The 12,036-nt window shown below is 64.0% G+C and carries 14 protein-coding genes; 1 reads left to right on the forward strand and 13 read right to left on the reverse strand.

Translation table 11 applies throughout. From position 1 onward, the window contains the following. Nucleotides 1-96 precede the first annotated feature (96 nt). The 13 genes from LQZ85_RS08805 to LQZ85_RS08865 form a co-directional block, all read right to left on the reverse strand. Entirely contained in the window at nt 97-780 is a 684-nt protein-coding gene (locus LQZ85_RS08805; protein WP_026049677.1) for a copper resistance CopC family protein, read from the reverse strand. After that, nucleotides 777-2,546 carry a cytochrome c oxidase assembly protein gene (locus LQZ85_RS08810; RefSeq protein ID WP_052492866.1) on the reverse strand — a complete coding sequence of 590 codons (1,770 nt, stop codon included), beginning with the start codon at nt 2,544-2,546 and terminating at the stop codon, nt 777-779. Before LQZ85_RS08810 ends, LQZ85_RS08805 begins: the two co-directional genes overlap by 4 nt. A gap of 125 nt (nt 2,547-2,671) precedes the next feature. Beyond that, entirely contained in the window at nt 2,672-3,187 is a 516-nt protein-coding gene (locus tag LQZ85_RS08815; RefSeq protein WP_042538292.1) for a DUF3515 family protein, read from the reverse strand. Then, nucleotides 3,172-4,635: an apolipoprotein N-acyltransferase gene (gene lnt / locus LQZ85_RS08820; protein WP_230100798.1), complete on the reverse strand. Its 1,464-nt coding sequence runs from the start codon at nt 4,633-4,635 to the stop codon at nt 3,172-3,174. Before lnt ends, LQZ85_RS08815 begins: the two co-directional genes overlap by 16 nt. 124 nt (nt 4,636-4,759) lie before the next feature. Further along, the gene (locus LQZ85_RS08825; RefSeq protein ID WP_042538291.1) at nt 4,760-5,710 is read right to left on the reverse strand and encodes a cytochrome c oxidase assembly protein; all 951 of its coding nucleotides are present in this window, start codon (nt 5,708-5,710) and stop codon (nt 4,760-4,762) included. Nucleotides 5,711-5,735: 25 nt separating this feature from the next. Further along, on the reverse strand, nt 5,736-6,071 hold the full coding sequence (locus LQZ85_RS08830; RefSeq protein ID WP_042538290.1) for a DUF6804 family protein: 336 nt from the start codon (nt 6,069-6,071) through the stop codon (nt 5,736-5,738). Then, a complete protein-coding gene (lspA, locus tag LQZ85_RS08835; RefSeq protein ID WP_230100799.1) occupies nt 6,068-6,580 on the reverse strand; it encodes a signal peptidase II in 513 nt (170 codons plus the stop codon). The genes LQZ85_RS08830 and lspA overlap by 4 nt, the downstream gene beginning before the upstream one ends. 19 nt (nt 6,581-6,599) lie before the next feature. After that, nucleotides 6,600-7,208 (reverse strand): copper resistance CopC family protein, encoded by a 609-nt coding sequence (locus LQZ85_RS08840; protein ID WP_162253853.1) that lies wholly within the window; start codon nt 7,206-7,208, stop codon nt 6,600-6,602. 61 nt (nt 7,209-7,269) lie between these two features. Then, on the reverse strand, nt 7,270-8,184 hold the full coding sequence (locus LQZ85_RS08845) for a cation diffusion facilitator family transporter (protein ID WP_042538288.1): 915 nt from the start codon (nt 8,182-8,184) through the stop codon (nt 7,270-7,272). A gap of 9 nt (nt 8,185-8,193) precedes the next feature. Beyond that, nucleotides 8,194-9,183 carry an NAD(P)-binding domain-containing protein gene (locus LQZ85_RS08850; protein ID WP_308418032.1) on the reverse strand — a complete coding sequence of 330 codons (990 nt, stop codon included), beginning with the start codon at nt 9,181-9,183 and terminating at the stop codon, nt 8,194-8,196. Next, nucleotides 9,180-9,845, reverse strand: coding sequence for a thioredoxin domain-containing protein (locus LQZ85_RS08855; RefSeq protein WP_136041016.1), 666 nt, complete (start codon nt 9,843-9,845; stop codon nt 9,180-9,182). The genes LQZ85_RS08850 and LQZ85_RS08855 overlap by 4 nt, the downstream gene beginning before the upstream one ends. Nucleotides 9,846-9,915: 70 nt before the next feature. Beyond that, entirely contained in the window at nt 9,916-10,389 is a 474-nt protein-coding gene (locus LQZ85_RS08860; protein ID WP_162253852.1) for a hypothetical protein, read from the reverse strand. Nucleotides 10,390-10,505: 116 nt separating this feature from the next. Beyond that, nucleotides 10,506-11,462 carry an acyltransferase family protein gene (locus tag LQZ85_RS08865; protein ID WP_056278743.1) on the reverse strand — a complete coding sequence of 319 codons (957 nt, stop codon included), beginning with the start codon at nt 11,460-11,462 and terminating at the stop codon, nt 10,506-10,508. A gap of 129 nt (nt 11,463-11,591) precedes the next feature. Between LQZ85_RS08865 and LQZ85_RS08870 the strand changes: the two genes are divergently transcribed. Next, on the forward strand, nt 11,592-11,951 hold the full coding sequence (locus LQZ85_RS08870) for a metalloregulator ArsR/SmtB family transcription factor (RefSeq protein ID WP_017201917.1): 360 nt from the start codon (nt 11,592-11,594) through the stop codon (nt 11,949-11,951). Nucleotides 11,952-12,036 lie beyond the last annotated feature (85 nt).

Consider the following 12,036-nt stretch of genomic DNA (forward strand, 5'->3'; position numbering starts at 1 on the left):
CGTGGCCGCCGAAGTCGCGCCGACTCGCTCGTGATCTCTGATCAGTGGCCCATATCTGTCGCATCGAATTCGAGTTCGACTGTCCTGACACGAAGTTCACGCTTTCGGGTCCGTGTGGATGTCGGGGCTCACCTTGTTGTGTTTGTTCTTTTTCACTTGCCGTACGACAACGGTGGTGGCGATCACCGCGGCACCTATGACAGCCACGGCGATGATGAGCGGGATCGCGATCGAAGCCACCTCGTTCTCGCCTGCGGATGCCGCCGGGGCAGGGGTGTCCGCTGCGGGAGGTTCGGTAGTTGGCACAGCAGAGGGCGACGCCTTTGCCGGTTGCATCCGTGATTGTTCGTTCCCGCATGCTGGTTGGTCCCATCCCAGCCCTGGCTCGATGCCGGTGGGAGCGTACGTGAACGTGAAGCTCTCGGATATGGGGTGACCGTCGCTGGAGACGGCGTTCCAAAGCACGGTGTAGACGCCGGGTTCTCCGAGTGCGACCGGGGTGGTGAGGATGTTGCGGTCGATGGTGGAGCAGCTGGATTCGTAGAAGAGGCCGTCGGGTCCTTGCACTTGGGCGAAGCTTGCCTGGCTGAAGTCAATGAGTTCCCCGCTGAACGTGAGAGCGACGTCGTCGAGTTGGGTGACGGTTTCGTCTGCCCCGGGCACGGTGTCCAGGAGGTTGTCGTGCGCGAGAGCTGCGGGGGCCGGTGCGGCCACGATTCCCAGTGCGATGAGGGCAAGAAGTGTGCTGGCGAGCCAGCGGGTGCGGTGGGTGGAGGTCACGGGCGTGGGTCCTTTCGTCCGGCGGGCACGGGGGTGCTGTCGGTAGGTCTGTTGTTGCGTTTCGTGTGGAGGACGGAGAAGCCGGTGAGGATTGCGAGCATTCCCGCGATCATCAAGGTGGCGGCTCCGGCGAGGGCCTGGTCCTGCAGGGGGGTGGGTCCCCACGTCCGCCCCATGGCGCCAAACCACTCCGCGACGATGAGGTCGGAGCGAGCGATAGTGGCGATGCCGAAGAAAGTGGCCACGCCTGTGAGCGCAGTGAGTGAGGCCACACGCCACCGCCCCTCGGGAGTCGTGGACGCGTTCGGGGAAAGCGATCGTACGAAGAGGCACCCGGTGACGAGGAGCTGGCTGATCATCCATTCCGCTCCGAGCTGGTCGTAGAGCGACCATCGGAACAGGTCGGAGTAGTGGAACAACCACAGCGACGTGGCGAACAGGGACGCGGCGACGACGGGGCGACGAGTAAACCGGGCCAGGGGGCTGTGGGCGGCCCAGAGAAGCCATTCGCGCGGTCCTCGGCTTCCATCGTCCCGTGGGTGGATGACCAAGGTTGCGAGGGTGATCGGCGCCGCGAAGACAAGGAGCAAGGGGATCGCGAGACTGAGGAGAGCGAAGGCGAGGAATCGCATACTGATGAGCGAATCGTCATAGGCTGCGATCGGCCCACTGGTCGTCCACAGAAGCGCCCCCATCCCCGCAATCCAGCTGATCGTGCGCCTGGCTGGCCACGGATACCCGCGGCGCCGTGCGCGTCGGACGCCGACGAGGTAGAAGACGATTCCGAAACCCGCGACGAGCACCCAAAGGAGGTCGGGACTCCACGCCGTGAACCATCTCTGCAGGGTGAGTGCGACCGGGACGGGTGCGTCGGTGAGGATCTCCGCGGCGGTGGTCTGCGGCAGGGTGATCGCATCGGCGGGGGCGGCGGTGCGGGCGAGGGCGGCGGCGACCCCGCTCGCGACACCCATGAAACCGAGTTCGACGCACACGATCATCCAGAAGGCGCCACGGCCCTCGCTGGTCTTTGCGATGAGTCGGCGGCGGTAGGCGGCACCCAGGACGCCCATGACCAAAAGCGCGCCGATCTTTGTGAGAAGGAGGATGCCGTACGGTGAGGCCAAATCCTCCCACCGGCCGAGGGCTGTGAGCGTCCGCGCGTATCCCGAGACGGCGACGCCGATGAACGCGATGAGCGCCACCGTCGAGTACCGGCGGAGCAGGTTCTCGAGTTCGCGCGGCGAGCTGATCGGTCGCGCGACGACGAGCAGGATGAGCCCCCCGAGCCATACTGCTGCTGAAATGACATGCAGGACGAGGGACATGACAGCGGGATCGTGATTGGCGAGCTCACCCGAATGACCTTGGGTGGCCATGGGAATCAGACTGATGATCGCAAGCACGGTTGTGATCATCACCGCACCATAGCTGCGCACAGCGAATGCGAGGACTGTCACGACCGAAGCGAGGATCGCGGTGATGAGCCATGATCGTCCCAGCTCCGTGTCGAGGAGGAAGCGACCGAGCTGCGTGCCGAACTCGGCACTCAGGTTAACTTGCGGATTGAATGAGGACAGGAAGGTGAGGTAAGCCACCACCCCGCTTGTGAGGGTGAGGGTCGCGGCGCCGGCGGAGGCAATATCGAGCGCGACGGTGAAGGGCTTCCCTGCCGAGGGGAGAGCGAACACCGCCAGCACCAGGGGCCCGAGCATCGCCGCACCGGACAGATTGACGAACAGTTTCGCGGCCGGGAGTCCCCATCGCACGAGCGCTCCAGGGTCACTCGCGAGTCTTGGTGCAGCTCCTCCACCAATCACGAGCCCGATGACCACAGCGATGAGTGCGGCGGCAACGAGAATCGTCGGTCCAACGATCCGGAGAACAACGGGATTCATGGAGTGGTATCCCCTGTCTGAGCGCCAGCAGCGTCCGGGTCTTCCGTCACAGGTGCCGTGCATTCACCGGTCTTGGGGAGCTGCTGGATCGCCCCGGCAAGAGATTCGAGAACCGCGTCCGCCGACAGGGTGGTCGTGTCCACGTACACCTGGGCAGCTGGATCTCGGCCGTAGGTTGTGAGCCGCAGATTCGGGGTCTCCTCCTCGTCGACGATCCAATCGACGCCCCCCAAGCTGACACATTGCAGCGTGGTGGGGGCCGGGGGCTCCAACCCGCAGGTGAGGAGCACGCTACTGGGGGTGCCCCATCCTGCGGTGGCCTGAGCGTCCGTCCAGACGCGAGCCTGGTCGCCAATCGAGTCCGGTAATCGTACGGTGACCTCTGCGCACAGCGGGTCATTCGCGTTCGCTGCGGGCTCGAGGTGGACGGTGGGTGCGCAGCTGGTGAGCACAAGCAGTGCGCACAGCGCCGCGCCAGAGGTCAGAATCTTGAGCTTCACAACGTCATCCATCCGTCTTCCTGGGAGTCAGCATGCGTCCGTCGCTGTCGGATCGACATGACGAGCAGCGCTAGTACCGTTCCGATACTGAGCATCCAGCCGAGCCACGGCATCAGCACGACAGCGAGAGTCGTGCCGGCGCGGAGGGGGACCTCGGTGATCTTCGCCGCGGTCGTGTCCACCGCAACCTGAGCCAACACTTTTCCATCGCGGCCGATGACTTGACTGGTCCCGGTGGTGGAGACGTTCACCGCAGTTCTCCCTGTTTCGAGCGCGCGTATGCGGGCGATGGTCAGCTGTTGGAGGTTCTCGTCCGTGCCTCTGAAATCCGCATTGTTGGTTTGAAACACGAACATCTGCGCGCCAGAGGACGCGCTCTGGTGGATGACGTCGTCGTAGATGACGTCGAAACAGATCGCCAGACCGATGGGCACATCGCCAACGTTCATGAGGGGCGTGTTGGAGCCGGGCGTGTACTCGCGTTGTATCAACCCGATGAGATCGGGGGCGATGGCTTCGTAGAACCAACGGTCCGGCACGTATTCGCCGAAAGGGACGGGGTTGGCCTTGTCGTGGAGCTGCTGCGGCCCGGCGCTGGTCCACAGCATCGAGGTGTTGAACGTGTCAGCTCCGCGGGTGGTTGCCGCATTCACCAGTGCCGGAGCGCCAGCACCCTGCACGAGTCGATCAAGGCGGCCTGCGACGGCGGCATCGCGCAGGGGATCGGCGTCGACGGCCCCTTCTGGCCAGACGAGAAGGTCCATTTCACGCCCCAGGAGCGGAGCGGTCGCTTCTTCCTGTGCGCGCAGGATGTCACCTGTTGTCCTGGTGTCGAAGTAGCCGCTGGGACCGTTGCCCTGCACCCATCCGACGCGCATCATTCCCGCTTGCTCAGTCGGGAACAGAGGGACGGCCATCGCGGCAACGACGATGACCGCCGCTGCTGCTCCCGGCTCCCACCGGCGGAGGGTGAGGGCTTCCACGACGCTTGCGCAGACGAGGATTGTCAGGAAGGTCAGCCCGGTTGTCCCCACCCAGGAAGCGGCTTCCGCGAGCGGGCTCTCGGCAAGAGTGAAGCCGATTCGCGCCCACGGGAACCCGGTGTACGGCGCATTCCCCATCAGCGTTTCCCGCAGCACCCACACCCCGGCGACGAGCACAGGAGTGATCGCGTGATACCCGAATCCCGCCCGCGTGGTGGCGACACGATAGGCGAGTGCGATCAGCGCACCGCCGGCACCGAACAGCAGGGATTCCAAGCCAGCCAGCGCGACCCATGGGATGGGCCCCAGAAACCGGGTCACCCATACCAAGTGAGTGAAGTAGAAGGCCGTCCCGTAGACGAGGGAGATCAGGAACGCCCCGGGAACAGAGCGTCCGCGAAGCGTCCACAGCCCGATGGTTGCGCTCACGAACGTCGCGGGCCACCACCCGGACGCGGGGTAGGCGAGATCCAGCATGCCTCCTGCGATGGCGGACGCGACGATCGCTACGGGAAATGGCACCGCAGCTGCCAGGAGCGCATCGTGCGCACTGGCGTTGCCGCGCCGTGGTCGAACGGAGAGGGCGTGTCCCACCAACGGGTCAGCGGTCACGGTCATGAGTGCCCAGGTTTTTCAGGTAAGCGTTGTACGAGTCGAGGTCGGCGTTCCCGTGCACGTCGGCATACCGATCCGCCGCGGCAGCACGAGCGGTGTCGCTTCGGAACCAACGATGCATCACGTAGATCAACATCAGTACGGTCGGGGCTTCACCGTAGGACCATGCCAGAGCGCCGGCTAGCTGCTGATCGGCGAGGGGATCGATGCCCAGTGCTTCGGTGGGCGCGACGAACGAGCCGACCAGGATCGTACTGGCCATCATGAGAAACACCCCGAAGAATGCGTGGAGCGCGGCTTCGGCAAAGACGTCCAGTGCACGGGCACCATGACCCAACCTGACCGGCAGCGGATCGGAGGACAGGATGGGGATGGTGAAGAGCACGCCGGCGAGGAGGAATCCGACCTCGAGTGCGACGTGACCCCCGGGGAGAGCGAGGATGGCATCGGCAGCACCCGCAAGGTAGATGCCGTAGAACGCGAACAGGTAGAGCGGGACAGTGGCCCACGGACTGAGTATCCATTTCGCGGCCGGGCTTCGAAGAGCACCGTGGGCCGCTGTGAGGACTAACCGTCCCGCTCCATGATGCGGTGTCGCTCGCAGAAGAAGGGTGCCGGGAGAGCCCAGGACGAGGAGCGGCGGCACCATCATCATCAGAGTGAGCTGCTGGAACATGAAAACGGACACCAGCGCCTGGCCGTAGGTTTCAACGCCTAGACCAGTGACCGCCGCGAGGAGAACACACCCGAGAAGGAAGCTGACCGTTCGCCACACGGGCCACCGACGCCCGCGCGTCCACAACCGGATCGCTCCGACCAGATACAGCACAGCGAGGATCCCCGCGACTATCGGTAACACCGGAAGCGGGATGTCCGCCGGTGCGAGGAACGCCTGCAAAGATGGGGGACTTTCGAGGATCTGGCCGCTCACACGCATGGTCGTGACAAGAAGATCGCGCTGTTCACTTCCGGATCACCTTGATCGTCGCCCCCGCTGCCAGGAACGCCACGGCCGCGATGGGCTGTGCTGTGGTCCACACGACACCGGAGAAGGGGAAGGGCATTACCGGGTTCCAGAGCACGGCGATCGCGAGGAAGACCGGGATCCACCACCAGTGGCGTGCCTGCAGCGCAAACCACGCGACGATCAGCCCGAAAATTGAGGCGATGAAGAGGACGAGGGGCGCCCAATTCGCCTGGAAGAGCGCCGGGGCGAGGAACAGGATCGCGGCGGCGACGAGGCTGGGGGCCAGGGCGTTCCGCTGGTAAGTGGAGGGAACACGTTCTTTGGGACTCATGGGTGAACCGTTTCTTCGGCGGGTACAGGGTCGACGGGATCGGGGCGGGACGAGGGGTCTGGCCGGCGACGGCTTATGCGCAGACCCGCGACGATGAGGAACACGGCACCGATGCCGAGAGCGACATCGGCGAGGTTGCCGATGAACAGGTTCCCGTAGGCAAGGAAATCGGTGACGTGCCCGATCCCGAACGCGGGCGGCGAGAATAAGCGATCGATGAGGTTCCCGATCGCACCGCCCACGATGAAACCGAAACCAACCGCCGACCACACGTTGCGGGCTCGGGTAGCGGCACCGATGAGGGCCGCGGTGACAGCGAGCCCGACGACGGTGATGACCCATGTGGAGCCTTCCCCGAGCGAGAAGATCGCCCCGGGGTTGAAGGCCAGTTGAAGACCGAGCCAGTCACCGATCAGCGGTATACGCGCATCCTGTCGCAACGTGTTCAGAGCAAGAGTCTTGGTGCCTTGATCGATCAGGATAACGATGGCGGCGACGATGAGCACCACGGCCGACCGGCGGACTCGATCACGCATCGGCGTCTTCCCCCGCGGCCGCGGCATCCTCAGCAACTTCGGCGCGATCCCGCTGGTGACGGCGGCGCCCGGCCATCATCACGCCCACAACCCCGACCCCCAGGATGATAGCCAAACCGGAGAGGAAGAATAGGGGCAGCATTTCGAAGGCACCGCCTCCGGATGGTGTGCCGCCGTACGTTTGTGCCGGCGATGCGGTTTCCGTTTCTTCGCTGCTCTGTGGTGAGGCTTCAGGGGTGGGGCTTGCGGTGGTTGTGCCGGATCCCGTGTCCGTCGCGGGTCTGACGGTGTACACGTACTCTCCGCTGATCGGATGCCCATCGGCGGAGACGGTCTTCCATCGGACAGTGAAGACACCGGTCGCGGCGTCCGGGGAGAGGTGCTGCGTGATAACGTCATCGGTCGCCTGGGGGGCGTCGACTGCGACGTTTGCTCCGGTTTCATCGACCACGTCGATGACTGTTGCGCCGTCACCATCCGGAAGCAGCCCGGTGAACATCAGAGAGATCTCGTCGGGAGAGCCGTCGACGGCCGAGTCGGCGTCGGGGTACGCCGAGACGAACTCGTCGTGAGCGGCGGCCGGGGCTGTGGTCCCCAGCACGACGGATGCCGACACCATCAGGGCGGCGGCGGCGAGGGCTGTGATACGTGCCGAGAGGCGTTTATGCATGGGTGTCGTGCTCTCCGGGGTGGGATTCGGGTTCGATCTGGAAGGTGGAGTGTTCGATGCTCACGGCGAAGTGCTCGTTGACGCATTGCTGAAGTGATGTCAGCAATGCGGCGGAAGCTTCCATCGTGACGGTGTCATCGACCACGACATGGGCGGTGAGCGTGGGGAGGTCGGTCGAGACTTGGGTCGCGTGAAGGTCGTGCACCGCGACCACGTGCGGAAGGGCAAGGATGTGGCGGCGGACATCCTCGAGGTCGAGGCCGGCGGGTGTGGACTCCAACAGCACCCGACCGGATGCTCGCAACAGGATAAGAGTGCGGGGAATGATGAGCAGCGCGATCAAGACGCCCGCGACGGCGTCCGCCTGATACCAACCGAAAACGGCGATGAGGATGGCGCTGGCGATGACGCCGACGGAACCGAGGGCATCGTTGACGACCTCGAGGAACGCGGCGCGCATGTTGAGATTGCGTCCGCGGCCGCTGAACAATACGAGCATGGAGGCGATGTTGGCGACGAGACCGACGATGCCGAAGAACAGCAGACTCCCCGATGCGATCTCAGGGGGCTCGAACAGCCGCCGTACGCCTTCCACGAGCGCGAAGATGCCCACCCCGAGCAGCAAAGTTGCTTGAGCGAGCGCACCGAGAACCTCCGTGCGTCGAAGACCGAAGGTGTACTTGGGAGTCGGGGGACGATTCATCAGATGCGCAGCGGTGACGGCCATCGCCAACCCGACGACATCGGTGAGCATGTGCGCCGCATCAACAAGCAGTGCGAGGCTGCCTGTGATGATTGCGCCGATCACTTCGACGATGAAGACCGAAGAGGTGATCGCGAACGCGATGACCAGGCGATTGCGGGGAGTGGCGTCACCGATACCGTGACTGTGCCCTGTGTCTGTCATGGTGCTCCTTTACGGCCGTCCAACGATGTGCCGGGCGACGATCGCCGCATCACGACCCGCCCCAGCGAGGGTGCCCGCATCTGCCCGGGAGTAACGCGGCATGCCAACAGTGAACAGTCCCGGGATGCGTGCATTGACGTGCAAAGGCTGCCCGGGCGGCTCCGAATCGGGCAGCCATGCGTCCGCCGGCCTGTACCCGGTCGCAAGGATCACGGAATGCGGCTTCACGGACGCCCCATCGGCGAACATCACGGTGTCTCCGTGTACCTCCGTCACGGCGGCGGCATGAGTGACGTCTGTCGAAGCTACGCGGGGGCGTGACTCAGACATCGGACCCCGACGTCGCAGCCTCGACCAGATGGGCCGCTCCGACACCTCTGAGGATTCCGCTCGAGTGGAGAGGGTGACGTCGTGGGAGGAAGCGAGCTCTTCTGCAATCTCCACTCCGCTGAATCCACCGCCAACGATCAACACGCGGCCGGGAGGTATCTGGGCGGGATAGAGGTACTGGCTGGAATGCAGCACAACACCGGGTACTGCCAGTTCCAGGCGCCAGCCCGGCACGCGCGGCACCGCGGCAGCTCCCGTTGCACAGACCACATTTCGGGTTTGCACTTCCCCGGCGGAGGTCGACAGATGCAGTGTGGATCCGTCGCCCAACCGGGTGATTCCAAGAGCACGAGTGCCCCACACGGTCTTCACACCGAGGGCGTTCTCCACCGAAGACAGGTAATCGGACATCTCATCCTTACTCGGATAACGGTCTCCATCGCCCGGGAAAGGAAACCCGCGGACGACACTGTGGCGGGCCGCGCTGCGTAGCTTCATCGACTGCCACCGTGTGGCCCAGCTTCGTCGACCGGGAGGTGCAGAATCGATGATCACGAAGTCCTTCTGCGGCTCAAGCCCGGAGGACCTGAGTGCGGCGGCTGTCGCCAACCCGGAGTGCCCGGCGCCGACGATGATGACGCGACGGTGCGATAGCGAACGCGCCATCATTCAGCACCGTTCACCGCGGCTTCAATGGTGTCCTCCAGGTCATTCCACGTCTCCAGCACGACAGGCTCCCCATCGATGAAGAACGAGGGGGTACTGCTGACACCGAGCTGCTCACCCTCGTCTAGATCGAACTGGACCCGTTCTGCAGTCGCCGGATCAGCGACCGCATCATCGAACGCGGCCATATCCAATCCGAGTTCCTCCGCAAATCCCCGGAACAGGTCCGCACGAGACTCTTGAGCCTCACCCCATTGAGACTGCGTCTCGAACAGGCGGTGATACATCTCTTCCAGCCGTCCCTGCTGCGCTGCGGCTTCGGCAGCGATCGCGGCATTCTTCGAGTTGAGATGACCCGGCAACGGGAAGTAGCGGATCACGTACGTGATCTCGCCATCGAACTTGCCACGGAGATCCTCGACGAGGGGATAAAAAGCACCGCAGGCCTCGCACTCGAAATCGAGGAACTCGACCACCGTCACCGCCCCATCTCCTCCGTCATCGAGGACATGCGAGTTCTCACGGACGACCTGTGGACCATCAGCGGCCCCCGTCTCGGGTGCGGCAGCTCGACTCTGATTGACAAGGACGAACACCAGCGCAACGATCAGCAACACCACGGCGAGAGCCACGGTGACAAGTACCGCTTTCATAGAAGATTTCATAGACACTCCAGACACACACAACGAACGAGGACGACCAGGGGAGCGCCATCGAAGAGATGGCGCCGCCAGATCAGGTTCGCGACAGAGAAAGCTGTGTGAGAGAAGGAGGCAATACGAACAGGCGCCCCGTCATGGCCGCCAGTGATGGTGCGCGCGGCAAACGTTCACGAACGCGAGAAGAGGGGACGTGACGGCGGAAGATCCGCGTGACGATGAGCACCAAGAAGCAGCAGAGGATACCCAAGAGGCACCCGGCGACGCCGATCATGATGTCGTTCGCGGTATCCCCAGCCACGACATGTTCCGCAGTTGCGCCGACACCGCTTTCACCCGAACCCGCCGCGACAGGGCCAGCAGAAGACGTACCTAGTGACGACGAGGATGTCGTGCTCAGATACGCAGTCGCATCCGTCGCGTCACGATGGCCGCCCGGCCACGCTCCGACGATGAGAAGAAGTGCCAATCCGAGGGCCGTAATGATCTTCGTTATCATGAACTCGTCGGCGCGGCTAACGCATTTGTGAGCGCGACCGTGGACGACCATGACCTCAGGATGATACCAGCCCCACCAATCAAGTCTTCTTGCGAACCCGTGAGCCACGCGCCCGTTCTACGGGCGAAGCGAGAAAGCCTTGGGACGTCGTCCGCTGAGCCAGCCCATCACCCATCAACTGGACCAGTTCCAACTAACCGCCACCACACCCAACCCGCCCCGATCATGCCCGGAACGATCACCAGCCATCCCAAGTAGAAGTTCTCGGCAGGGCGGCCATACGCGTTACTCCAGAGTGCGATGAGACCGCCGTGCAGCAAGTACAGGGACAACGCCACCTGACCGCACGCGCACAGGGGAACAAAGACAGCACCCCAAAAACGCTCTGCATGCTCCCGCCTCACCGTAGCCCCCAGCACAACGCAGACGTAGACGGCGAACACCAAGCCAATATCCCTCAGAGAGTCCAGGTAGTCCCCCGATAACACCGTGCCGAAGCGCTGCCCGAAACCCCAGGCAAGATACGCCAACAGCGCCACAGCCGCCATGATCCACAACAAGCGATCGCGTTTCAAGCCGTGACGGATCAACAGGGCACCGATGAGGAACACCGGCAACAGGTTGACCACCCGATACTGAGGGCCCAGGAACATCCAGGTCGTGACCTCACGCACGGGCGGCGGCGCGGTGTAGACCCAAATCCAGGTGCGTGCGACGCTCAGCAATGGCTGACTGGCCAGGACAAGGACCGCTGTCGCGGCGATCACGACCGAGCTGCGCAGGAGTAGAAGGGGCGCGCCGAGGATGATGAGCAGCCCGAGATAGCTCAGGATGACCGCCAGCCAGGAGCCCCACGTGGCCATCCACACACCCAGGACGATGAGGAACAGGCCACGCAGAGCCTGTTGCAGCAACGTCACCCCCGCAGCGCCGCCGCGTCTCCACACAAGCTCCGCCGACATGCCCATGACGAGTGCGAAGAGCGGCGACGCGACACTACTGAAGTTCGCCGTGACGAATTGCACCGCCCACGGTGCGTTCGGCACGAACGGAGCAGCGTGCGCGATGAGCATCGCGACAATCGCGAACCCGCGGAGCGCGTCCGGAACCAGAAGACGGCTCATGTCAGAGACGCGTCGAGCTCGCCTGTGCATTCTGGGCGGCAGCGTTCTTTCGGGCTCGAAGACCATGCCCTGAGGGCATTGGCTTGACCGCATAGGAAATAGGTCAGCGGAGACTGTATAGTTCAGGTTATGCTGACCATTGCTTCTCGTCTCGACGTCATGAACCGGCTCGGCCGCGCCATGGCTGATCCTACGCGTTCTCGGATTCTCATGACTCTGCTCGGTGGCCCGAGCTACCCCGCAGTCCTGTCCCGTGAGCTAGAGCTGACGCGCTCCAACGTGTCGAACCATCTCACCTGCCTGCGTGACTGCGGGATCGTTGTCGCCGAGCCTGAGGGCCGGCAAACCCGCTACGAGATCGCCGACCCTCATCTCGCCGCGGCCCTCCTCGCGCTTGTGGATGTGACGCTGGCTGTGGACGAGCACGCGCCGTGTGTGGACTCGGCCTGCACGGTGCCGGGCTGCTGCGGAGCAGGGGCTGACGCGTGAGCGCGGCGTGCGGCTGCGAGCACGAGTCCGCCGCCCCGGCGGGAGAGGAACACGAAGAGGCTGAGCGGCCGTGGTGGAGGGACCG

The organism is Microbacterium sp. Bi98, from assembly GCF_918698045.1.
Lineage (GTDB): Bacteria > Actinomycetota > Actinomycetes > Actinomycetales > Microbacteriaceae > Microbacterium.